Origin of the sequence: Pantoea sp. Seng (assembly GCF_009829935.1) — a bacterium.
GTDB classification, from domain to species: Bacteria; Pseudomonadota; Gammaproteobacteria; order Enterobacterales; family Enterobacteriaceae; genus Pantoea; species Pantoea communis.
Map to the genome: position 1 here is coordinate 106,435 of NZ_SZZV01000013.1, position 23,585 is coordinate 130,019.

Below are 23,585 nucleotides of genomic sequence, written 5' to 3' on the forward strand. Positions count from 1 at the left end.
GTCTGGAATAAGGTCAAATCGCATAGCAGACACTCAACCTTCTGCGTGCTAAAATTGGGTATCATTGAATGAGGCAAAGACATGAATAAATCTGCATCATTAAGTGTTGCTAATCAGGTACGTGAACTGGCTAAAGTTCACCACGTAACGGCTGACCGTGATGGTATGAGTCGCATGGCTGTTGCAATTACTCGCCTGGCCGATGACATCGTAGAACTTGATGTCATCGAACAACTTCTGGTTAATCTGAAGAAAAAAGGCATTTTAACCAAGGCAGAAACGCTGGAGATGCAAGGCGACTATCTGCGTGAGAAAAGACAAATTAAACAGAATTTTTCTGCATGATTTTTGATCCTTTCGGCGACTATGAAACAGCGGGTTATTTACAGAATGCCTTAAATTTAAAAGATCCTGATGAAGTTAAAGCTTCTGAACATCTTTCATTCGAACTGAGTCTGGAAGATGCGCTGCTGTACCTATCAACGCGAAAACACGTAAAATATTCTTCCATACTTAAAGTTCACGAAATTCTTTTCGGTGACTTCTATCACTGGGCAGGAAAAGACCGAAACGAGTTAGTTCCTCACCTATCGATCTTTAAAGGCACGCGTGAAGACGAACACATTACGGTATTTGAATATCCACATCTTATTCAGCTTGCAGTGGAGTATGCGTTAAAGCTTGCCAGTGACAGGGACAAATTTCGTCAAAAGCCAGGAGAAGTGATGGGGCAGTTGGCTTTTGCTCACCCTTTCCTCGATGGTAACGGACGTACAATTTTGCTAACTTTCATGGAATTAAGCTTCCGTGCAGGTTTTTCTGTCGACTGGTCTAAAACAAAAAAAGATGATTACCTTCGCACATTGAGCAGAGAAATTCGTGAACCTGGGAAAGGACATCTGGATCATTATCTCCAACCGTTCATTATCGAGATTCATAGCAGGGACGAATGGCCTTTAACCATCGGTAGTATTAAAGGCCTGGATGGATTGGATAAAGGGCAAATCAATTATAGCGACATTGACGATCCGCTAGTCAGGAAACATTATAAAAGCTACCAGTCACAACCTTTAGATAATAAATCTTAATGGCTGTTATTCATCCCCCAAACCAGTGCCTGTCTTGCATGGGCAATACGCGGTTGGCGCAGAGCGCTGGGTAACCAGATAAGGTGATAACGAATTTCCGTATCCCCCACCGGCGCGTCCAGCATCACCAACTCCCCTTGCGCGATTTGCGCCTGGCATAAAAATGCTGGCATCACCGACCAGCCAAATCCGCCGCAGAGTAAACTTCGCAAACCACGTAAATCCTGCCCAACTACCGCAGGTAACAGCGTCTGGTATTTAATGCGATTTTTATCCAGCCAATGATCAATCAAAGAGAGTTTTAGGTCATAAGCCAGCAAAGGTTCTTTAATCAAATCCGCAGAAAAATCTGCACTGTTGTGTAAGCGAGCCGCCACGGCCGGTGCAGCCACTGCAACCACACGGTCCTGAAAAATCACTTCAGCCTTTAAACGTGGATCGGTCACCGGATGTGCCGTCACGCCAAGATCACAGTGCCCTTCAATCACCATCTGCGCAACGAGCGGACCATCACCGCTGTGCATATGCACGCGAATGCCGCTTTCAAGCAGAGGCAGCAATTCAGCCGATAATTTCTCCGCCATAAAATCAGCATGTCCAATGATCTGCAACGTTCCACTCACATCCATCGATCGGGCACGCGCCGATGATAAAGCAGACTCTGCGGTATCCAGAGAGTTGCCTATATCAGCGGCCAAATCGTCGGCAGCGGCCGTCGGCATTACGCCATGGGCCTGACGTTCAAACAGCGGTCGACCCACTGCGACTTCCAGGCCGCTAATGTGTTGCGAAACCGCAGGCTGCGTCAGATTCAGTGCGCGCGCCGCACCGGAAATTGAGCGCTGGCGATACACTTCCATAAACGTTCGTAAGCGAACAAGTGACATAGTGCCCCATAAATTATTTTATACCCCTGCCAAAATAGCCTTGTTAGCCGTCAAACACCAGCGCGAGTAAGCTGCCCACATCTTGAAACGCACGGGAAAAAATCATGTCACTTCAGCAAGAATTACTGCATTTGCTGCACACAATGAAACAGGCTCATCTGCAGAACGAACCTGCTAGCGCCGAACTTCGCCGCGATCGCTTATTACGCAGCGTGGCATTAATTCGCGAGAATCATGCCGCGTTTACTGCGGCTATCAGCGCCGATTTTGGTCATCGCAGTGCCTATCAAACCCAGGCGGCCGACCTGATGACCACTATCAGTATGTTGCAGCACTCCGCGGAGCATCTGGAGCAGTGGATGCAGCCGGAGATCGCCGAAGTCCCGGTTGCGGATATGCAGGCGCGCATCGAACAACAACCCTTAGGCGTAGTCGGCATTATCAGCCCATGGAACTTCCCGATTAACCTGGCATTTGGCCCGCTGGCCGGTGTGTTTGCTGCGGGCAACACTGCGATGCTAAAACCCTCTGAGCTGACACCCCACACCTCCGCATTACTGGCGGAGTTAGTGCCGCGTTACTTCGCCGCCGATGAACTCAGCGTGGTTCTGGGTGACGCCAGCGTGGGACAAGCGTTTAGCGCTCTGCCATTCGACCATCTGATCTTCACCGGCAGCACCGCCGTCGGTAAGCATGTGATGCGTGCAGCGGCAGAGAATCTGGTGCCTGTTACGCTGGAACTGGGTGGAAAGTCGCCGGTGGTGATCGACGCAGATGCGGATGTGGCAATGGCGGCAGCCCGAACCCTGACCATAAAAACCTTTAACGCCGGTCAAATTTGTATATCACCGGATTACCTATTACTTCCGTATGCCGCTGAAGCGGAATTTATCACCGCGTCACAGCAGTTCATGCATCAGACGTACCCAACGCTGCAAAGCAACAAGGATTACACCGCCATAATCAGTGCTCGTCATTATCAGCGATTGATCGATCTGATCGAAGATGCCCGAGCTAAAGGTGCCAGGATCGTTAGCCTGGCCCCTGCGGGCGAGCCGGACTTTGATGCCCAAAGCCGCAAAATCGCGCCGCATTTGATCCTCAATGTCTCCGAAGAGATGGCAGTCATGCAGGAAGAGATTTTTGGCCCGCTGCTGCCAGTCAAAAGCTACAGCGGAGAGGTAGAGGAAGCGATTCGCTATATCAATGCGCATCCACGTCCACTGGCCGCTTACTATTTTGGCCATGATAAACAGCGTCAAAAGCTGATGGCTCAGCACACCACTTCTGGCGCACTGGTGATAAATGATGTCATGACCCATGCTTCTCTCGACAGCCTGCCATTTGGTGGCGTGGGCGCATCCGGTATCGGCGCGTATCACGGGATTCACGGATTCCGTCGTTTCAGTCACGCCAAGCCGATTGTGATCCAGGATGAGGCGGGCACCACAAATTTACGGCTGCGTGCGCCCTATCAGGACAAAAGCGCAGCATTGACTGCATTACTGAATAACCAACATTAATCGAGGACAGACAATGAAAATTTTGATGGTTTTGACATCACATGACGCGTTGGGCAACACCGGCAAAAAAACCGGGTTCTGGCTGGAAGAGTTCGCCGCACCCTACTTCGTGTTTAAAGATGCGGGTGCCGAAGTGGTGTTGGCTTCTCCGGCGGGTGGACAACCGCCGCTGGATCCAAAAAGTGATTTACCTGAATTTCAGACTGCTATGACCGAACGTTTCAAATCTGATGCGGCGGCACAGCAGGCGCTGGCCAATACCGTGAAGTTGGCAAGCATTGATCAGCAGGATTTCGATACGGTCTTTTATCCTGGCGGCCACGGTCCACTGTGGGATCTGGCGGAGTCAGCAGACTCCATCCAGTTGATCGAATCTTTCGATCGTGCGGGTAAGCCGATGGGTTTTGTCTGCCATGCACCTGGCGCATTGCGCCATGTGAAAGCTGCGAGCGGCACCCCGTTAATTCAGGGTAAGCAGGTCACCGGCTTTACCAATAGCGAAGAAGCAGCCGTTGAGCTGACCGACGTGGTGCCTTTCCTGATTGAGGATGAGTTCATCAAACTGGGCGCGCATTATCAAAAAGGCACGGACTGGGCACCGTTTGTCGTACAAGACGGTCAGTTGATCACCGGGCAAAATCCGGCCAGCTCAGAAGATGTGGCGAAAGCGCTGCTGCTGCAACTGGCAGCACAACAGCCTTAATCGCGTTAAAGCGCATCACTGCTCTGGCGGTGATGCGCCCTCGTCTTATTAACCCTCCCATTAATGAATTTTGCTCATAGGTGCTAGTAGACTGGCGCACCTAATCAATCCCTTCCGCCTTTGTTAAGCTACCCCGCAATCCCTTTTCCATCACTGTATTCAAGCCCTGGCACCGCACAGGCCCCATCCTTTTCTTATAAAAGGACACTATGGATATCAAAACTGCAACGCATCCTCCGGATATGAAAACCGGCATCGCTTTTATTATTATTCTTAGCGCGCTGATGGCATTTACCTCGCTCTCAACCGACATCTATCTTCCGGCGATGCCCGCGATGTCAGCCGCGTTACACGGCGATTCGGAACTGACGTTCACCGGATTTCTGATTGGCTTTGCCATCGCACAGCTAATCTGGGGCCCGATTAGCGATCAACTCGGCCGAAAAACACCGCTATATATCGGGATGATTATCTTTGCTGTCGGCTCAGCGGGATGCGCACTCTCCAGCGACATGCCTCAGATTGTCTTCTGGCGTGTCATTCAGGCCGCTGGCGCCAGCACCGGCCCGATGCTGGCGCGTGCGATGATCCGCGACCTTTTCACCCGCACGCGCGCTGCGCAAATGCTGTCGACGCTGATCATTGTTATGGCGATTGCCCCTATCGCGGGGCCATTAATGGGTGGGCAAATCATTCGTTACTCGCAATGGCCGGTGATTTTCTGGTTTCTGGCGGTAGTCGGCGCATTGATGTTTATATCACTGCTCTGGCTTCCTGAAACACTGCCGGCAGAAAAAAGGGTAACGGCGTCACCTCGGCAAATAATGGGTAATTATCGCGCATTGTTGCAAAATAAAAACTTTATGCGTTTTACCTTGTGCGTGACTTTTTACTACGTTGCCGCTTACGCCTTTATTGTCGGATCGCCTGCGGTGTATATCAGCTATTTCGGCATCGATCCGCAACATTATGGTTGGCTGTTCGCCATAAATATCCTTGGACTGGTGACGGTCAGCACCGTTAATAAACGTTTAGTGCAAAAGGTACGGCTTGAGACGCTGCTGAAATCCGCCTCTTTTATCGCCGCACTGATGACTTTCGTGATGTGTTTTGTACTGAAAACGCATCCGGCAGCATTGGCGGGATTGGTTATCTGTATTTTTATCTTCTTCTCGATGAACGGGATTATTGCAGCTTCAGCCACCGCGGCCGCGCTGGATGCCGTGCCGAATGCCACCGGTTCAGCCTCCGCGCTAATAGGTTCATTGCAATACGGTAGTGGGATTGTTTCCTCACTGCTGCTGGCAGGGCTTAACAACGGTACGCCCTGGATTATGGTGAGCATTATGACGGTATTCACCCTGTTCAGTTTTCTTAGCACGCTTGGCGGAGGAAAAGCCCAGCCAAAAATGGCAGAAATTTAATGCTGAAGTGAAATGTTAAATATGACATTAAACATTTGGTGCGGTGAGCCCAGCATGCAATTGCTAAATTCAAAATAGTCGGTAACGTCGTGGCTTCATCTGCTAATAAAAATAAGCGAGCTTAATTAATGAGCAACATCCAGTCTTCATTCCTTTCTTACACCGTGGACAACGAGACATTTGAAGGTTATTTAGTTTACCAGGCTGATAATAACACTGCTCAACCGGGCATTGTTATTGCGCCCAATTGGATGGGGGCCACCACTGATGTTGCTGAACAAGCCAAAGCCATTGCCGCCCACGGCTATGTGGTGCTGGTAGCTGACCTGTACGGTCAGGGTCAACGCCCCACTAACGGCGAAGAAGCGGGTGCGATGATGATGGCAGTGAAAGACACCCCCGCCGAAGTGGCGCGCATGCAGGCAGCCCTCAGCGCATTGCGCACCCAAACCACCGCCCCCGTCAACGCGGATAAGGTTGCGGCTATCGGTTTCTGCTTCGGCGGCCATTGTGCGCTTGAACTGGCACGTAGCGGCGCGGACATCAAAGCGGCCGCCTCTTTCCACGGCACGCTGGATACCCAGGGCGCTTATGACAGTCATACTATCCAGGCTTCACTGCTGGTACTGGACGGCGCGGCCGATCCTCTTGTGCCGCGCGAGCAGCTAGCCGCCTTCGCCAATGAGATGAACAGCAAAGGCGTTGACTGGCAGCTGGTGAGCTTTGCCGGTGCGGTGCACTCCTTCACCGATCCAAAAGCCGATAATGCTGGCGTATCGCAGTATCATCCGGAAGTGACGCAGCGTGCCTTCAAACGCCTGTATCAATTGCTGGATGAAGTGTTTTAATGACGCGGCGGGAGGATGACTAGCCTCCCGCTATTTCCCCGTCTTTCAGCGCACGCGTAAAATCCCGCCATCAATGGCCGCTACACTGGTTTTGCCACAAAACGCCATCGACAGATCAAACTCGTTACGGATGATGCTTAGCGCTGTGGTCACCCCTTCTTCACCTAGCGCCCCCAATCCATACAGCATACTACGCCCGATGTAGGTGCCTTTGGCGCCTAACGCTATGGCTTTTAATACATCCTGCCCGGAACGAATGCCGCCATCAAAATGCACTTCTATTCGATCGCCGACCGCCGCCACAATTTCCGGCAGCAGTGTAATTGACGAAGACACGCCGTCCAGCTGACGCCCACCGTGGTTGGAAACAATCAACGCATCGGCACCCGCTTCGATCGCCAGTTGCGCGTCAGTGGCATCCATTATGCCCTTCACAATCAACTTGCCGCCCCAGTGCCGTTTAATCCATTCGATATCTTTCCAGGAGAGCCGCGGATCATACTGTTGTGCCGTCCACTCCACCATCGAGTCAATGTTATCCACACCGCTTACATGCCCGATAATATTGCCAAAATTACGATGCTTCGTATTCAGCATCTGCCAGCACCAGCGCGGTTTAGTGGCAATATTGAGCACATTGCGCAGCGTCATTTTGGGCGGCGTGGAAAGGCCATTCTTAATGTCTTTATGGCGCTGACCAAAGACCTGCAAGTCCATGGTCACCACCAACGCGCTGCAGTTGGCCGCTTTAGCGCGATCGATCAGATTTGCCACAAACTGCCGGTCACGCAATACATAGAGCTGGAACCAAAATGGATGCTCCTGCGTGGCCTGAGATACAGCTTCCAGCGAACAGATGCTCATGGAAGAGAGCGTAAAGGGAATACCAAATTTTTTGGCTGCGCGTGCCGCATGAATTTCACCATCGGGATGGATCATGCCGGTCAGTCCGGTGGGGGCAATCGCCACCGGCATCGCGACATCGTGCCCCATCATTCGGCTTGCCGTGCTGCGTTCCGCAATATCCACCGCGACACGCTGACGAAATTCGATGCGGCGTAGATCAGCTTCGTTGGCGCGATAGCTATATTCCGTCCAGGAACCTGCATCGACATAGTCATAAAACATCTTTGGCACACGTTTTCGCGCCAGTTGCCGCAATTCTTCAATACAGGTAATGGTCACTTTTCCACCTGATAAAAAAAGCGGCCAAATAAAATAACATTTAGCCGCCTGCGATCACGCAAATACACACACAGATAACTTACGATTTCTCGTAGTCGGTATAGGCATTCTGTAGCACGATATGATCGGCAATATATTTTGCATCGTGCCACACGCCATAAATAAAGGAGGAGGCGCGATTCACCAGATTCGGTAAACCAAGGAAATAAATACCCCGCTCCGCTGAAATACCACGCTTATGGAAAGGCACGCCTTTCTCATCAAATGCATCCGCCTGCAACCAGCTAAAATCAAATTTAAAACCTGTCGCCCAGATAATAGAGGTGATACCGGCCTCGGCCAGGTTTAATTTCGTTAAAGGATTAATTAGGCAGTCTGGATCGGATAATAATGCCCAGGCCTGTGGCTCCAGCGGCAGATCCAGACCATTACGCTCGATATAAGCATCGGCATCACGTAGTACGTCGAAATAAGCTTTATCACCTTCTGCAATATTCTCAGCCAGGCCATCAGCAAAGCTCAACACGCCGTTATCCCATTGCTGAGTAATACCCACCAGGGTAATGCCCATATGAGCCAGACGACGAAAATCAACCGTTTTACCGCCTTCATAGCCGCTCACGGCAAAGGCAACGTGCTGTTTTTTCGGCTTGATTTTCACTTCATCCCACAAGCCTAAAGCACCCAGCCACCAGCAGTAATCTCGGTCACGATAAGAGCGTGGTGGACGATAATGTTCGCCGACCGACAGATAGACTTTGCGGCCCGTTTTACCCAGCTCTTCCGCGATTTGTGAGCCTGACGCGCCCGCGCCCACCACCAGCACGCCGCCTTCTGGCAACTGCTGCGGGTTCTTATAGGAAGAGGAATGAATTTGATGCAGGTTGGCACTGTCCGGCACGATTTGCGGGAATGAAGGCTTCTGGAACGGCCCTGTTGCCGCCACCACATTATCTGCTTCAAATTCTCCAATAGAGGTCAGCACTTTGAAGCCGCTACGTCCCGGCAGACGTTCAACCTGATGCACTTCAACGCCAGTGCGCACCGGCGCATTGAGCATTTTGGCATAATCTTCGAAATATTGAGCCATGCGCTCTTTAGGAGGAAAAGCTTCCTGAGAAATATTGTCGAATTTCATTGATGGAAATCGATCGTGCCAGGCGGGGCCATTGGCGACCAGTGAATCCCAACGCTCTGAACGCCAGCGCTCTGCAATGCGGTTACGCTCAAATACAATATGCGGGACACCCATCAATGAAAGATGTTCACTCATTGCAATGCCCGCCTGACCTGCACCGACAATTACGGTATTAATTTTTTCTACTGACATGTGGAATCCCTAAATAGATTTTAACGCGATGGGTTATTCATCATCGTAATCATTGTTCGTGTTAACGCTAAGCAAGCTTTTTTAATTCAGCGCTTCGGTAAAACCAAAGCGCACAGATTCATGATTAGTGGCGGGCTTCAACGTTTAATATCTTGCCAAGGCCCAAAAACTTATTCGCAATAATCAGCATGGCTGCCGTTACCGCAATATAAATCACTGACAGCGCGGCCAGCGTTGGGTCGGCAAATTCACGCACATAGTTGTACATGGCGACCGGCAAGGTCTGTGTTGCCTGGGTGGTAATAAACAGCGACGCGGTAAATTCATTAAAAGAGAGAATCGCAGCAAACATCCAGCCACCAAACAGGCCCGGTAAAATCAACGGCACCGTAATGGTCCAGACGACCCGCAGTGGCGAAGCACCCAGACTGGCTGCCGCCATTTCAATACGCTGTTCGAGGTTCTTGAGCGAAACGTAGACGCTGCGCAATACAAATGGCAGCACCAGCACAATATGGCAGAAAATCACCAGCGGATAGCCGCGCCCGAGGCCCAGCTGTGAGACCAGCATCAGCAGTCCTAAACCGATAGTGAAATGCGGGATAAACAGTGGCGACAGTAAAATGCCTTCCAGCACGCGCTTACACGGAAAGGAATAGCGCTCAATGGCAATCGCCAGCGTTGCACCAATGATCACTGCCAGCGAAGATGCCCACGCGGTGACGATCAGTCCGGAATAAAAGCCGTGACGAAAATCATCGTAATTCACCGCACGCTCGAACCAGCGCAGCGACCAGCCTTTGGGCGGGAAAAACAGGACCGCAGTGCTGCTGAACGAAGAGATAAACACCACAACGGTGGGCAGCATGACAAAAATGAGGATGGCGGCCACCAGCAAACGTCCGGCCAGCGTCACCAGTTTATCGTTCATCGAACGGGTCATATTAATGTTCTCCCATAGCGTGCAGGAAGCGGGTCAGGCGTTTCAATGCCATCAGCAGCAGGATGGTCAGAATCAAGCCGGCAATACTCAGCGCGGCGGCAAACGGGAAGTTCATTGACGAGAAACCAAGCTGATACACCATGGTTGCCACGGTGCTTACGCGTCCGCCACCAATCAACTGCGGCGTGGCGAAAGCACTAAAGGTCCAGGCAAATGCCGTGGTCAGACTGGCCACGATACCTGGGATCGATAGTGGAATCGTCACCGTCAATAAGGTACGAACGGGTCCGGCACCGAGACTGGTTGCCGCTTTTTCATAGTCAGGGTTGATATGCGACAGCGCCGTGGCCAGCATCAGCACCATGATCGGCATGGTGACGTGCACCAGTGCTACCACCACGCCGCTCTGGGTGAACATAAACTGAATCGGTTTTGAGATGATGCCGAGTGCCAGCAGCAGGCTGTTCAGGAAGCCACTGTTTCCCAACACGATAATCCACGAGTAGGTACGCACCACTTCACCGAGAAACAGCGGCGTAATCGCGATAATCAGAATCGTCGATTTGATCCAGGTGGTGCGCGTGCGCACCAGCGCATAGGCCAATGGGTAACTCATCAGCAGGCCAAAGATGGCAGTTTTGGCACTTAACATCACCGTGTTAATAAAAGCATCGGCGTAAATGCTTTTCAGCAGTCCGTTAAAGTTAGCCAGGGTAAATCCGCCCACGTCGAGCGAACCGGGAATATAAGCCCGCACGCTAAACTGCATCACCGCGAACATGGCCACAACCAGTCCGAGTGCTGTCAGTGTGGCGGGAATAATGAACCAGGGTAAGAATGTCGGTTTTCTCGTCATAGACGTTGCTGCCTGAATAAAGTGTTGCTTGTGGGCGGCCTGGTGGCCGCCCGTGATGAACCAATCAGTGAGACATGATGTTTTCAGAGAACCACTGGCGCCATTCGGCTGTTTTCTCGGCACGCAGTTGTGGATCGGTGTTGATGGTGGCATTCCACTGCGCTGGCGTGGTCAACATGCCAGGCAATTTCGCCAGTTCAGGATCGATATGCGCGTTGGTCACCGTTGGGCTGCCACGATAGATCTTCGCCACCTGCTCCTGAATTTCCGGTTTCAGCGCGATATTCATAAACTTGTAGGCCAGATCGGCGTGTTTGGTCCCTTTGTTGATGCCCACGGTGTCCACACCCAAAATGGCACCCTCTTTCGGTATCGCCAGTTTGATGTTCACCCCTTCGGCCATCATGCTGTAGGCATTCATCGACAGCATCACCTGCACGGGTGTTTCACCGGTGGAGATCAACTGCTGGCTGTTGGCGTCATCGGTATAGAAGGATTTGATGTTCGGAATCAGCGCTTTCATCTTCGCTTCGCCCTGCTGCCAGTGTGCGGCATCAGCCCCGGAGAGTTTGGCGGAAACGGCAATGATATGGCTTGGGTCCCAATCTGGCAGGGCCAGCGTGCCCTTCAGCTCTGGTTTCCACAGGTCATTCCAGCTGGTGAAGGTTTCACCTTTCGGTACCAGATCCGGGCGATAGCCGATGGTATAGACATAGCCCCACACGCCGAGGTGATACGGGCTGACCTTCGCCTGCTCAACCAGATTCACCGCGTTAGGAATTTTGCTCATATCGAGCTTTTCAAACAGGCCGCTGTTGGCATACAGATAGCCGACGTGCGCGGTGGTAAAGGTCACATCCGTCTCCGGTGTGCCACCCGCCAGCTTGGCTTTGTTCAAACGATCAATGGTGCCGCCGGTGACAAACTGCACCTCGACGCCGGTTTCTTTGGTGAACTCTTTGGCGATGGTTTCATCAATCAGGTCTTTAAAGCTGCCGCCCCAGGTGCTGACAATCAGCTTGTCGGCGGCCATTGCATTACCTGCAGTTAATACACTCGTCGTCAGCAACGTTAAGGCAAAAATCTTACGCAACATATTCTCGTCCCCAATGAATGAAATGGCTGTAACAGCAATGTGAAACGCGATGCACCAAAACAGTGCTATCGGACTCTTCTGGTGTTGCTGGGATAATGCCGTCGCGAGGTGATTCGGTAAAACAGCCTTTTCCTCGCCCTTGCATCAGAATTTCTGAGGCTAAAAAGGACGCTGCTTTACAACGGATTTTCTTAATCAGTGATGAGGCAGAAGCGAATGGGCGTGATGGAGCGGTCAGGCGATTATGCTGTTAACCGTCCTCTGGCATGATTAATGCAGGGTCATCGGGACTATTACAATGACTGGCGCGACATGATCGCGTCGGCGATCCCAGGAGAATCTGCATGCTCAGTCGCATCACCCAGCGTCAGCTGGAATACTTTGTCGCGTCCGGTGAGGCCGGAAGCATTATTGGTGCCTCGGAACGTATTCACGTTTCATCACCGTCGATTTCCGCAGCTATTACACATATTGAATCTGAGCTGGGGGTGCAGCTGTTTGTGCGTCACCATGCGCAGGGCGTCTCCCTGACGGCTATTGGTCATCAAGTGTTAAAAGAGGCCAAGCTGATTCTGGATCAGATGAACAATCTCTATACCATCGCCTCTGAGTCACTCAACAACGTGCGTGGTCCTCTGCGTGTGGGCTGTCTGGATACGCTGGCACCGATGCTGACGCCGGAACTGGTGTTTGGCTTTGGTCGCGCATTTCCTGGCGTGCGTATCACCCTCGTCGAAGGCAACCACGAGCAATTGCTGAAGCAATTACGCTCGGCAGATATCGACATCGCCCTCACTTATGATTTAGTGCCGGCCAATGACGTGGCGTTTAAATCCCTGGCGCAGTTGCCGCCGTATGTGATGGTGGGCGAACATCATCCATTGGCGACACAATCGGCGGTAACCATTCAGGACCTGGCAACGATGCCGATGGTGTTGCTGGATATGCCATGGAGCCGCGAATATTTCCTCGGCCTGTTCAGTGAAGCGGGTGTGGCGCCGAATGTGGTGATGCGCTCGAGCAATATGGAAGTGGTGCGTGCTATGGTGGCCAACGGCGTCGGATTTGGCATTGCCAACGTGCGCCCGAAAGCGCACCTGTCACAGGATGGCAAACGGCTGATCCGCGTGCGTCTGGCAGGCGTGAACAAGCCGATGCAACTCGGCTATGCCACCATGGCTAACACCCAGCAATCCATGGTGGTGAACGCCTTTGCCGAACGTTGCCAGATGTTCATCTCCGATCAATACATTCCGGGCATGGCAGCCCCGAGCTATTTCGACCCGCAAGTGGTGCGCGTGGCCTGAACCCGCTTAGTATCCGCGTTCCGGGAACACCTGATTGGATACCGCTTCCCCGCGCGCGGCGCGCTGAATATTTTCAGCAACCTGTAACGCTGCGCTGGCGGGAATGGCGACCGAGGCCAGATGGGGGGTGATTAACACATTCTCCATACGCCACAGCGGATCTTCCGGCGGCAACGGTTCGCGGTCAAACACATCCAGCGTAGCTTCGGCAATATCTCCCAATTGTAGCGCGCAGGTCAGCGCAGCCTGATCTACAATCGCGCCGCGTGACACATTGATAAAGGCCGCCCCCTTTGGCAGTTGCGCCAGCCGTTGTTGGCTGAGCAAACCGGTGGTACTCGGCGTTAATGGCAACATCACGACCAAAATGTCGCTCTGACTGAGGAAATCATCCAGCGATGCCAGCCCGCTGCTGCATTCAATACCGGCAATGTTTTTTTGTGAGCGTGACCAGCCACGCACAGCAAACCCCTGCCGTGCTAATTCCTGCGCGGCAAAAGCCCCCAACTCTCCCAAACCCATCACGCCAACCCGTACGCTTGATGGCACCCGAGGATGAAGGTAGTGCCAGCGCCGCTCGCGTTGCGCCCGTTCAAATGCCGGGATGTCGCGCGTATAGCGCAGCACCGCGAACAGCACATAGCCAGCCATCATCCTGGCCATATCAGGATCGGACAGGCGGATAATCGGGATATCCGGCAGGTCATCGCGTCCTACCAGCGAATCAACACCCGCACCGAGATTCACCAACAGCTTAAGATTGCGGTACGGGGCAAAAAAACCGTGCGGCGGTTTCCACGCCAGCGCGAAGTGCACGTCATTGGCGTCCAGAACCTCCTCTGCTCGGCAAATTTTGACACCGGGCAGATGTGGGGCCAGCAGTGCTGACCACTCGGAGTAACTGTCAAACTCGCTGTAAAACACCAGGGTTGTCATGCCACATCCGCCTTGATGAGGGTGACCACCGCATCAATGGCCAGTTCGTAGCCCAACACGCCGAGTCCAGCTATCACACCGGTTGCCGCTTTGGATACCATGGAGTGATGGCGGAACGGCTCACGCTTCCAGATATTGCTCATGTGCGCTTCGATGATCGGGCCATCAAACATCAGCAATGCATCCAGAATTGGCACTGAGCTGTAGGTCAAACCGGCGGCATTGATAATCAGCCCGGCGGCGTTTTGTCGCGCTTCCTGAATCCAGTCGACCAGGACGCCCTCATGGTTACTTTGACGAAAGTGCAATACCACGCCATGTGATGCTGCGCGGCGCTGGCAACGTTCGCCGATGCTGACAAAACTCTCGCTTCCGTAGGTGCCGTTTTTATCCAGGCCGTACAAATTGGCATTGGGTCCATTCAGAAAATAGATTTGCTGTGACATGAAAACTCCTGATTAAACGTGCGGACGCGTTGCGGCCATTGCCGGATGAGCATCAAAACCGGCGAACCATGCGGCAGTCAGCGGATAGCTATCACGCCAGTTAAGCGTTGCGAAACGAAAATCGAGATAGCCCAGTGCACAGCCAATTGCAATCAAACCAATATCATCAGGCTGCTGGCTGAATTGCGAAACCTGTCGTTCGATTTCTGCCAGAGCGGCGGTGACTTTTTTTAACTGCGCGTCGGCCCAGTTTTGCCACTGTTTCTCTTCCGGACGCGCGCTAAATTCATAGCGGGCCAATAAGGCGGCATCGATTAAGCCATCGCCTAATGCCTGTCGTGTCAGGCTTTCCCAGCGTGCATCCCCGGTTGCGGGGAACAGCGTGCCTTGTGACAGCGTGTTCAGATATTCACAAATGACGCGGCTGTCATACAGACACAGCCCATGATGGGTTCGCAATGCGGGCACTTTCGCCAGCGGATTAAACGCCGCGATCCGTTCATCCCGTTCGACAGGATGTGCCGCCGAATCCAGCCACGCGATCGCGTCAGCTAACCCCAGCACCTGCGCACAGACCATGACTTTACGTACATACGCCGAGGTGCTGGCGTAGAAGAGTTGCATCATGACGCCACCTGCAGCAGAACTTTGCCAATGTTGGCGTTGGCTTCAAGAATGCGATGGGCGTCGGCGGCCTGTGCCAGCGGTAGTGTCGTATGAATGATCGGGGAAATCTTTCCGCTCGCCATCAGTGGCAACAGGTGTTTGCTGATGTTCTGCGCCAGCCGTGCTTTCTCTGCGGCGCTTTTGGGACGCAACGTGGATGACGTCAGGCTTAACCCTTTGCGCATCACCAGCTGTAAGTCGAGCTCAACTTTCGCCCCCTGCATAAACGACAAACTCACGTGGCGTCCGCCGGGTGCCAGAGCGCTGAGGTTGCGCGCCACGTAATCGCCGCCTACGTTATCCAGCACCACATCCACACCGCGGCCCTGGGTTTCATCCTCAATAACGAAAACAAAGTCTTCGTGATGTCGGTCAATGGCTCGACAAACACCGAGTTGCTGCAGCGCGGCGATTTTATCGGCACCGCCTGCGGTGGCGAATACCTTTGCTCCGCAAGCCTGAGCGCATTGAATCGCAAAGGTCCCGACGCCGCTGGCAGCACCATGGATCAATACCGTTTCCCCCGGTTGCAGACGGCCCAGCTCAAACAGGTTATGCCAGACGGTAAATGCGGCTTCCGGCACGCCAGCGGCATGATTCAGCGGCAAGGTATGCGGGACGATCAGGCAGAGTTCGGCACGCGCGACACAATAGTCGGCGTATCCGCCACCGTTGAGTAACGCCATCACGGCGCTCCCGATTCTCGGGTATTCGACACCCGCGCCGAGTGCGACCACGGTGCCTGAGACTTCCAGCCCGAGAATATCGGTGATGCCTGGCGGTAGCGGCATACCGTTACGCTGCATAATATCCGGGCGATTAACGCCCGCACAGCTGACGCGAATCAACACTTCTCCAGCCGCCGGTTGCGGCACAGGACGGCTGACTGATGCCAGTACTTCAGGACCGCCGGGCTGGCGTGCTATTACGGCGTTCATCATTTCAGGTAACATCGATTATCCTTGCTTCGCCGCGCTAAACGCACAAACACCTTCATCATCAACGCTCACGCCCACCACACTGCCTACCGGCCAGCGCGTCAGGGATTCGAGTCCCGATTGGCGCGCAAATAATGCCGCGCTGCCCAGTGCTGGCGCATCAAGATGTACATCCACATGATCACCCTGGAAAACATGGGTAATCACCGTGGCACTGAACAGGGAGTGGGGGCTCAACGGTGCCAGTTGCAGGTTTTCTGGGCGCATGTAGACATCAAGACGTTCGCCCACATGGGCATTTACTCGCTCTGACGGAAGACGCAGTTTATTGCCACCTAGCTCTATAACGGCGGTGCTGTCGCGGCCAGCGTAGTGGCCTGGCAAGATATTCACATCGCCGACAAATCCCGCGACAAAAGGATCCTGCGGACGGCGATAGATGTCATCCGGGGTACCAATCTGGCGAACGTGTCCAGCAGACATCACCACTACCCGGTCACTCATGCTCAGCGCTTCGCCCTGATCGTGGGTGACAAATACCGTGGTGACGCCGAGTTTGCGCTGAATAGCTTTTAACTCGACCTGCATCGATAAACGCAGATTTTTATCGAGTGCGGAAAACGGCTCATCCAGCAGCAGCACTTTCGGGCGAATCACCAGAGCGCGCGCCAGGGCAACACGCTGCTGCTGCCCACCAGAAAGTTCACGCGGCTTACGCTGACCGTAGCCCGCCAGTTTAACCAGCGCTAATGCCTGTTCTACACGCTCAGCGATTTCCGCCTTAGGTACACCGCGCATACGCAAACCATAACCAACATTCTTCTCCACGGTCATATGCGGGAACAGTGCGTAGTTCTGGAAGACGATACCGATTTCACGCTGGTAAGGAGGGATCTCGGTGACCAGATCGCCATCAATAAAGATTTCGCCGCCATCTGCTTCGGCAAAGCCTGCCATCAGGTTTAGCAGTGTGGTTTTGCCACAGCCTGATGGGCCGAGCAGCGTAATAAACTCACCCTCTTCGATGGTTAACGAAATTTTGTGTAGCGCTATGGCATCGCCAAAGCGTTTAAGTACGCCATCCAGTTGCACGGCAACGTTGGCTTTATTGGCTACAGGATGCAGCACGTCGGGCTGCGGGAACGGGGTGACTTCTGCACTGACCATGGACTCTCCAGAAACGGGCTATCTTTGCTTACCACCAGCATACGGTGAATGCGTGCATCATGCGGTTAGTGCTTCCTGAAGCTGGTGTTTGGAAAAGTTAAAGCAGGCAAATTGGCTGGGCGCGGCCTGATAACCGCGCCCTTCAGCCTGGTGTGTGATTGATGAAAACAAGAACGAGATAACTGAAGGGTGCGGCTCAATAAGCTTGCGCAATGAGTGACAGCGTCACTTTATAGACACATCCACTCCGCTAACCGCCGCAACATGGCATCGCAGGCGGTCAGCTGTTCCAGGCTGATAAACTCATCGGGTTTGTGCCCTTGCGCCATACTGCCAGGACCGCAGATAACACTTGGGATACCAGCCTGATGGAACAAGCCGCCCTCGGTGCCAAAGGCCACCGTGCTAAAGCTGTCGGTACCGGTCAGGTGCGCAATCAAACGCGCTGCGGGACTCTCCGCGTCAGTATATAAACCGGGATAACCACTGATAGATGTGAAACGAATCGACGTGTCGCGATTGACGGCCTGCATAAGGGGCAACAGGTCGCGCTGTGCGTAACGCTCCAGTTCGTCGGCTACCTGTTGCGCATCATCTTTGGGTAAGGTGCGAACTTCAAAATCAAAACTACATTCTGCAGGCACAATATTCAGCGCCCGCCCGCCCTGAATCACGCCGGTTTGCACGGTGGTATAGGGCGGATCAAAACGCGCATCCTGATTTTCCGCAGCAGCCAGTCGCTCACCCATCTCGGTTAGTCGATGAATCAATTTTGCTGCGTACTCGATAGCATTCACGCCTTGTGGCGCATAAGCAGAGTGGCACGCCGCGCCCTGCACTTCACATCGCATGCCCAGTTTGCCTTTGTGGCCTAAAACCGGTTGCAGCTCGGTGGGTTCGCCGATGAGGCAAATGTCCGGCTTTTCCGGGCGCTGCGCTAACGCATCCAGCAAGGTTCTGACGCCGAGGCAACCCACTTCTTCGTCATAAGAGATCGCCAGATGCAGCGGCTGAGTGAGAGGTTGTGCCAGAAAATGCGGTACGGCCGACAGCATACAGGCGATAAATCCCTTCATATCCGCGGTGCCGCGCCCGTAGAGTTTGCCGTCATGCTCGGTCAGCGCAAAAGGCGGAACGCTCCACGCTTGCCCATCTACAGGCACCACATCGCTGTGCCCTGAGAGCATCACGCCGCCCTTGCCTGCGGGACCGAGCCTCGCATACAGATTGGCTTTGCTGCGCTCAGCGTTATGAATCAGTTCGCAGTTCACACCCAGATCGGTCAGATAGCGCCAGACAAAATCGATCAGCGCCAGATTGGACTCACGGCTGGTGGTATCAAAGGCCACCAACTGAGCCAGTAACGTACGGCTGGTCACCATAGAAGCTCCTTGCATCACTCGTCGCCGGGTACGCCATAGCTGGGGGCTTTGGTGGGATCCAATGCGCGGATCACGTAATCCTGCATCTGAGGCTGATAAGCCTGCCACAGGGTGTTGAGCTCCTCGATGGGATCGGCCTCGGTCCAGTCAACGCGCAGATCAACAATAGGCCAGACTGGTTCAGCTATTATCGACAGCGCAGCCGAATGTACTGGCCCGGCCTCACCTCCCGCCTTCATACCTGCCTGCATGGCACAGATCAGGCGATCGGCGAGGTGCCCCTCGCTCCGCTCAAAGGCGTTTACCATCGCGACGATTACCTCGGGATTGGCGAGTAAATTTCCTGCCGCCACGCAATCCACACCACTCAACGCATGGTTCACTCCTAAGGTTTTTTCTCCGCTGAAGCAGGCACTTTGCCCATCAGCCGCCAGCACGGTGACCTGGCGATATTGATGATATTCGTCAGACGCCAGCCCGGCGGCTAAGGCGGCCTGAGCAGATTTTCCCTGCTGCAACTGGTCAAGAATGCGCGGGCCCAGCGCCGGTAAGGTGATGTTCTGTGTGGAAACGGCGCCCACCTGGGTGCGTAACCAAGGGCAGCGCGCGCCGACGGCAATACTGGATGAGCTAATGGCGATACCCATCTGACCGGTCTCGGCACAGCGTCCTACAATTGATAACGTCATGATCAGGCTCCTGCTTGTGGCTGCCAGTCGTCCGGGATAACCGCGATTACATCAATTTCCATCAGCCACTGCGGCTGACCCAGCCCTGAAATCACCAGTCCGGTTGAGATCGGATACACACCCTTCAGCCATTTACCCACGACCTGATAAACCGGCTCACGATAACGCGGGTCAATAATATAGGTGGTGGTTTTGACGATGTGTGACAGGTCGCTGCCCGCCTCTTCCAGCAGCTGCTTGACGTTTTTCATCGCCTGATCGGCCTGTGCAGCCGGATCGCCAAGCCCAATCAGATTGCCCTCGAAGTCAGTGCCAATCTGACCGCGTACGTAAACGGTATTCCCGGCACGCACAGCCTGGCAAAGATCGTTGTCGAGGTTTTGGTTAGGGTACGTTTCTTTGGTGTTGAATTTGCGGATGCGTGTATGTGTGCTCATGTCTGCCTGCGGAGATGAATGGATGTCCCGCAAGGTATACCGCGCGACGCGCAGCAGACAAAACAGCATTAACCGAGGTGTTGGTTTTGAAAATCCTAATCCAGTGAATCAATGGCTATCTGCCATGAATGGCAGATAGTTTTCGTTAGCTTTGCCACTTATTCATCAACAATGACACCAGCTCACCCGCAGGCATTTCCCGCGCCAGTGCTGCACCCTGCCCAGCCCACTGCGCGCCAAAGCCGTGGTGCTGTTTCGCCGCAGCCGCTGCGGCCAGCGCTTTGCCCAGCGAATAGGTCAACGGATAATCCGGTACATCACTGGTGGCGAAGTCACGACTAAAATCGCAGAAATCATTGCTTAAACAGCGCGCCTGACGTCCAGAAATCGCAGCGGTAAGTTCGGTGCCGGTTGCACTGGCCTGTTTCATTGCCGCGCGATAAGCCGCGTTTGCCGCCGATTCCGGGCATAACACAAAGGCGGTACCCAACTGCACACCGGTTGCGCCCAGTTGCAACATGGCAGCGATACCTGAACCCTCCATGATGCCACCCGCGGCAATCACCGGATGCGCAGTTTGCTGACGGATCGCCTGCACCAGGGTGAAGGTCGACATTTGATGGTCGAAAGCCTGAGGATCAAAATGCCCGCGATGCCCGCCTGCTTCAATCCCCTGCGCCACGATGAAATCAATGCCGCTGCGCGCGATGGTCAATGCTTCTGCCACACTGGTCGCGGTGGCCAGCAACACGATCCCACGCTCCTTGAGTCGTTGAATCACTGCCGCAGAAGGGATGCCAAAATGAAAGCTCACTGCTGCCGGCGCCGCCTGCTCAATCACGTTGAGCATCGCGTCATTATTCAGGAAGGTTTGATAGATCTCCGAGAGAGTCGAAGGTAACTCGGCTTCATAACGCGCAAACAACGGCGCAAAGCGATTAATCCACGCCTGCTCGCGTTCAACGTCGCGTACCGCTGGCGCATGGCAAAAGAGGTTGACGTTGATGGGGCCTCGGGTGAGCGCCTGCGTTTGCGCGATCATCACAGCTGCCTGTTCGGGAGTGGAGGCCCCCACACCGATAGAACCTAGCGCACCGGCATTGGTGACGGCGGCGGCCATTTCAGGGGTGGAGACGCCCGCCATCGGTGCCTGAATAAGCGGGTATTGCAGCTGAAGCGCCTGACACAGGGCGTTCGTCATGTTTCTATTCCTTTGATTTTGCAGTTGGGCAAACCTAAACTCCCCTTCTGTGGCAGAGAATCGGCATGACTCACCACTTCAACTTTTTGGCTGATGATTGGCCTTTCATCACGCCAGCCTGAATCAATGCAAAAACACCGGTACATAAACCGACCAATGGCGTGCCAAACTGCGCGGCAAGGCGAATATCATCCAGCGCGCGATGATCGGTTTTGTCCTTGTCATCCTGCACCCCGCCAATTACCACGATGTAGTCAAAATGTTCCGGGTTCTTGAGGGCTTCACAGGGCGAGATCACCGCGCCACAGCTTGAAGTCGCTTCACTGCCAGAGCTGGACATAAACGTCCAGCTACAGCGCAGCTGACGGCTGCGATCGCCTTCATCGGCGGCGAGACGCAGGCAATCCACAAAAGCCGCAAACGGCAGCAGCGTAAAGCGGTTCAGCAGGACGAAACCGACCGACAGCGGCGTCGCCTGTTCATTGGGTTTGTTACGGGAAGTCATGGCAAGATCCTCGCTCCATCATTGCGATGCCGCCGCAAATGCACCCGGTGTAACGCCAAAATGGGCGCGGAATTTCTTGATGAAGTGGCTCTGGTCGAAGAAGCCCACTTCACTGGCGGTGTGCGCGGCATCGAAGCCTTGTGACAGCAGTCGTTTTGCCCGCATCAGGCGAATCTGCGTGAGGTATTGATGTACCGACAAGCCAGTCAGCTTCTGGAAGGTGCGCATAAAATGGTATTCGCTTAGCCCGGCGACGGCGGCGATTTCACTAACCGCCAGCGGCTGATGGTAATCGCTGTGCAGAAAATCGATTGCCTGCCGAATATCGGCGCGTAACGCATGCCGCTCACCGCCTTTTAACGTGCGTTCGCCGTGTTGACGGATTAACGCGCTCAGCACCTGAAACAGCGCACACTCTTTTTCCACTGCGTCCGGACTTTCTTGCATCACGGCGGAAGCCTGCAACATCTGCTGCGCCAGCTGCGGATCGTAACGCATCCCTTCCGCACCAAAATTGAGTTCACCTTTGCCGCCGATCTGTGACTCCGCAATTTCATTGACCAGTGTGGCGGAAGGATAAAACGCGCAGTAATCCCATCCTTCCTCACGCTGGACCGCTTCACCGGTGTGCACCTCCCCCGGCAGAATCACCATCACCGTGCCAGCGGCGGCAATCCCCTGTTGACGGCAAATACGGGTACGTTGTGCCCCTCGGGCAAACGCCGCGATCACAAATTCGTCGTGGAAGTGTGGCGGATAACTGTGCTCGTAGCAGCGTGCACGCAGGATTTCCATACCGCCGTGCATACCACGGTCACGCCACAATTTGATGTCATCACGTTTTTCCTGCATCACAAATCCTTCGCTGATGTACTCCGGGAGCAGGATTTTACTATAGCCTTGCGCATCGTGGCTTAAAATTGGTGCATCTGTTGAGAAGGTTTTGGAAAATTGTCATGTCGTTGAATAGTCACACCCTGCCGAAACACAGCGATCCACTGAGTTTTCGCGCGGGTTTTATCGCCTGTTTACCTACCGTGCCCGGTTACCTGAGCATCGGTTTTGCTGCGGGTGCCATTGGCACGCTGGCCGGTTTCTCCGTATTGCAAACCGCGCTGCTGGCGACGCTGCTCTACACCGGTTCGGCGCAGTTCTTATTTTATTCGCTATGGGCAGCAGGCGCGGAAATGACCTCGGTGGTGCTGAGTGTGATGCTGGTTAATCTGCGCTACTTGCTGATGAGTTCAGCGATTAGCGTGTTCTTCCGTGGCCAAAGTGGCTGGCAGAAAGTCGTCAGCGGCCTGCTGCTCACCGATGAGACCTTCGGCGTCGCGATACAGCACGGCAGCCAGCACGGCAAAATCGCCTTTGCCTGGATGTTTGGTCTTAACCTGCCCGCCTGGCTGAACTGGATTATTGCCTGTGTGATTGGCGCTTATGCCGCATCTGCCGTCCCTGGATCGCTGATGGCCGGATTGAGTTTTAGTCTGGTATCGATGTTTATCGGGCTGATTCTAATGACGTGGTTTGCCAGCCGCCGCAAATGGCTGGAGACGCTGGCGATTGTGGTTGCGGTGCTGGTGACCTATTTTTCTGCGGGACATCTGGATCTCAGCGTAGTGGTTATAATCGCCGCCTCAATGGCCGCCAGTCTGGCCACGCTGCTGTTACGCATGAAATACAAGGAGGGGAAATAACATGGAGCGTAATGTCCTGATGACCATTGTGGTTGCCGCGCTGATCACAGCGGTGATGCGCGTTGGCCCGATTCTGCTGCTTTCCCGCTTCCGACTCGCCCCGCTGGCGCAACAGTGGCTGAGCTTTATCCCGGCGGGCATTATGGCGGCCATTGTCACGGCCGAGTTGATCGAAAAGCCGGCGTTAACCGCTTCAGGTTTGAGTTTATCGTTACTGGCAGCGCTGATTGCGGCGATCACCGGCATCGTGACGCGCGGTTTGTTTGCCACCGTGCTGGCTGGCATGGTGGCGTATACTGCGCTGCGTTACGGGTTTGGTTTGTAACGTGAA

The 23,585-nt window shown here is 53.9% G+C and carries 26 protein-coding genes; 9 read left to right on the top strand and 17 right to left on the bottom strand.

Features of this window, described 5'->3' with window-relative positions; genetic code table 11:
- The first annotated feature begins 81 nt into the window (after nt 1-81).
- A complete protein-coding gene (locus FD737_RS14930) occupies nt 82-345 on the top strand; it encodes a hypothetical protein (protein WP_058961386.1) in 264 nt (87 codons plus the stop codon).
- The gene (locus FD737_RS14935) at nt 342-1,088 is read left to right on the top strand and encodes a Fic family protein (protein WP_160833875.1); all 747 of its coding nucleotides are present in this window, start codon (nt 342-344) and stop codon (nt 1,086-1,088) included. Before FD737_RS14930 ends, FD737_RS14935 begins: the two co-directional genes overlap by 4 nt.
- On the opposite strand, the gene FD737_RS14940 is transcribed toward FD737_RS14935, so the two are convergent.
- Nucleotides 1,085-1,975 carry a LysR family transcriptional regulator gene (locus FD737_RS14940; protein ID WP_097119153.1) on the bottom strand — a complete coding sequence of 297 codons (891 nt, stop codon included), beginning with the start codon at nt 1,973-1,975 and terminating at the stop codon, nt 1,085-1,087. The genes FD737_RS14935 and FD737_RS14940 overlap by 4 nt on opposite strands.
- A 104-nt stretch (nt 1,976-2,079) precedes the next feature.
- Between FD737_RS14940 and FD737_RS14945 the strand changes: the two genes are divergently transcribed.
- From FD737_RS14945 to FD737_RS14960, 4 genes are all read left to right on the top strand, one after another.
- A complete protein-coding gene (locus FD737_RS14945) occupies nt 2,080-3,498 on the top strand; it encodes a coniferyl aldehyde dehydrogenase (RefSeq protein WP_160833876.1) in 1,419 nt (472 codons plus the stop codon).
- A gap of 13 nt (nt 3,499-3,511) precedes the next feature.
- The gene (locus FD737_RS14950; RefSeq protein WP_160833877.1) at nt 3,512-4,201 is read left to right on the top strand and encodes a type 1 glutamine amidotransferase domain-containing protein; all 690 of its coding nucleotides are present in this window, start codon (nt 3,512-3,514) and stop codon (nt 4,199-4,201) included.
- A gap of 209 nt (nt 4,202-4,410) precedes the next feature.
- Nucleotides 4,411-5,625 carry a multidrug effflux MFS transporter gene (locus tag FD737_RS14955; protein WP_160833878.1) on the top strand — a complete coding sequence of 405 codons (1,215 nt, stop codon included), beginning with the start codon at nt 4,411-4,413 and terminating at the stop codon, nt 5,623-5,625.
- 128 nt (nt 5,626-5,753) lie between these two features.
- Complete coding sequence (locus FD737_RS14960) at nt 5,754-6,473, top strand: dienelactone hydrolase family protein (RefSeq protein ID WP_160833879.1); 720 nt, start codon at nt 5,754-5,756, stop codon at nt 6,471-6,473.
- Nucleotides 6,474-6,518: 45 nt separating this feature from the next.
- On the opposite strand, the gene FD737_RS14965 is transcribed toward FD737_RS14960, so the two are convergent.
- From FD737_RS14965 to FD737_RS14985, 5 genes are all read right to left on the bottom strand, one after another.
- Complete coding sequence (locus tag FD737_RS14965) at nt 6,519-7,658, bottom strand: alpha-hydroxy acid oxidase (RefSeq protein ID WP_160833880.1); 1,140 nt, start codon at nt 7,656-7,658, stop codon at nt 6,519-6,521.
- 79 nt (nt 7,659-7,737) lie between these two features.
- On the bottom strand, nt 7,738-8,988 hold the full coding sequence (locus tag FD737_RS14970; RefSeq protein ID WP_160833881.1) for an NAD(P)/FAD-dependent oxidoreductase: 1,251 nt from the start codon (nt 8,986-8,988) through the stop codon (nt 7,738-7,740).
- Between the two features lie 124 nt (nt 8,989-9,112).
- Nucleotides 9,113-9,931 (bottom strand): ABC transporter permease, encoded by an 819-nt coding sequence (locus FD737_RS14975; RefSeq protein ID WP_160833882.1) that lies wholly within the window; start codon nt 9,929-9,931, stop codon nt 9,113-9,115.
- A gap of 1 nt (nt 9,932) precedes the next feature.
- Nucleotides 9,933-10,787, bottom strand: coding sequence for an ABC transporter permease (locus tag FD737_RS14980; protein ID WP_097119146.1), 855 nt, complete (start codon nt 10,785-10,787; stop codon nt 9,933-9,935).
- A 64-nt stretch (nt 10,788-10,851) separates the two neighbouring features.
- Entirely contained in the window at nt 10,852-11,883 is a 1,032-nt protein-coding gene (locus FD737_RS14985; protein WP_058961376.1) for an ABC transporter substrate-binding protein, read from the bottom strand.
- Between the two features lie 344 nt (nt 11,884-12,227).
- Here FD737_RS14985 and FD737_RS14990 point away from each other — a divergent pair, with 344 nt between their 5' ends.
- Nucleotides 12,228-13,190, top strand: coding sequence for a LysR family transcriptional regulator (locus FD737_RS14990; protein WP_045815580.1), 963 nt, complete (start codon nt 12,228-12,230; stop codon nt 13,188-13,190).
- Between the two features lie 6 nt (nt 13,191-13,196).
- On the opposite strand, the gene FD737_RS14995 is transcribed toward FD737_RS14990, so the two are convergent.
- The 11 genes from FD737_RS14995 to FD737_RS15045 form a co-directional block, all read right to left on the bottom strand.
- On the bottom strand, nt 13,197-14,126 hold the full coding sequence (locus FD737_RS14995) for a glyoxylate/hydroxypyruvate reductase A (protein ID WP_202404564.1): 930 nt from the start codon (nt 14,124-14,126) through the stop codon (nt 13,197-13,199).
- Complete coding sequence (locus FD737_RS15000) at nt 14,123-14,572, bottom strand: type II 3-dehydroquinate dehydratase (protein WP_045815582.1); 450 nt, start codon at nt 14,570-14,572, stop codon at nt 14,123-14,125. Before FD737_RS15000 ends, FD737_RS14995 begins: the two co-directional genes overlap by 4 nt.
- 12 nt (nt 14,573-14,584) lie before the next feature.
- Nucleotides 14,585-15,199: a glutathione S-transferase N-terminal domain-containing protein gene (locus FD737_RS15005; protein ID WP_160833883.1), complete on the bottom strand. Its 615-nt coding sequence runs from the start codon at nt 15,197-15,199 to the stop codon at nt 14,585-14,587.
- On the bottom strand, nt 15,196-16,191 hold the full coding sequence (locus tag FD737_RS15010) for an NAD(P)H-quinone oxidoreductase (RefSeq protein WP_160833884.1): 996 nt from the start codon (nt 16,189-16,191) through the stop codon (nt 15,196-15,198). The genes FD737_RS15005 and FD737_RS15010 overlap by 4 nt, the downstream gene beginning before the upstream one ends.
- A gap of 3 nt (nt 16,192-16,194) precedes the next feature.
- Complete coding sequence (locus FD737_RS15015) at nt 16,195-17,343, bottom strand: ABC transporter ATP-binding protein (RefSeq protein ID WP_097119141.1); 1,149 nt, start codon at nt 17,341-17,343, stop codon at nt 16,195-16,197.
- Between the two features lie 230 nt (nt 17,344-17,573).
- Nucleotides 17,574-18,725 (bottom strand): acetylornithine deacetylase, encoded by a 1,152-nt coding sequence (gene argE, locus FD737_RS15020; protein WP_153012316.1) that lies wholly within the window; start codon nt 18,723-18,725, stop codon nt 17,574-17,576.
- A gap of 14 nt (nt 18,726-18,739) precedes the next feature.
- Nucleotides 18,740-19,414, bottom strand: coding sequence for a DUF1028 domain-containing protein (locus FD737_RS15025; protein ID WP_058961369.1), 675 nt, complete (start codon nt 19,412-19,414; stop codon nt 18,740-18,742).
- Between the two features lie 2 nt (nt 19,415-19,416).
- Nucleotides 19,417-19,851, bottom strand: a complete 435-nt coding sequence (locus FD737_RS15030; protein WP_045815588.1) for a RidA family protein — start codon at nt 19,849-19,851, stop codon at nt 19,417-19,419.
- 145 nt (nt 19,852-19,996) lie between these two features.
- Nucleotides 19,997-21,052, bottom strand: a complete 1,056-nt coding sequence (locus FD737_RS15035; protein WP_160833885.1) for a nitronate monooxygenase family protein — start codon at nt 21,050-21,052, stop codon at nt 19,997-19,999.
- A 70-nt stretch (nt 21,053-21,122) separates the two neighbouring features.
- Nucleotides 21,123-21,557 (bottom strand): DJ-1/PfpI family protein, encoded by a 435-nt coding sequence (locus FD737_RS15040; protein WP_160833886.1) that lies wholly within the window; start codon nt 21,555-21,557, stop codon nt 21,123-21,125.
- An 18-nt stretch (nt 21,558-21,575) separates the two neighbouring features.
- Nucleotides 21,576-22,409 (bottom strand): AraC family transcriptional regulator, encoded by an 834-nt coding sequence (locus FD737_RS15045; protein ID WP_160833887.1) that lies wholly within the window; start codon nt 22,407-22,409, stop codon nt 21,576-21,578.
- 104 nt (nt 22,410-22,513) lie between these two features.
- Here FD737_RS15045 and FD737_RS15050 point away from each other — a divergent pair, with 104 nt between their 5' ends.
- Nucleotides 22,514-23,254: an AzlC family ABC transporter permease gene (locus FD737_RS15050; RefSeq protein WP_160833888.1), complete on the top strand. Its 741-nt coding sequence runs from the start codon at nt 22,514-22,516 to the stop codon at nt 23,252-23,254.
- Between the two features lies 1 nt (nt 23,255).
- Nucleotides 23,256-23,579 carry an AzlD domain-containing protein gene (locus FD737_RS15055; protein ID WP_034824025.1) on the top strand — a complete coding sequence of 108 codons (324 nt, stop codon included), beginning with the start codon at nt 23,256-23,258 and terminating at the stop codon, nt 23,577-23,579.
- Nucleotides 23,580-23,585 lie beyond the last annotated feature (6 nt).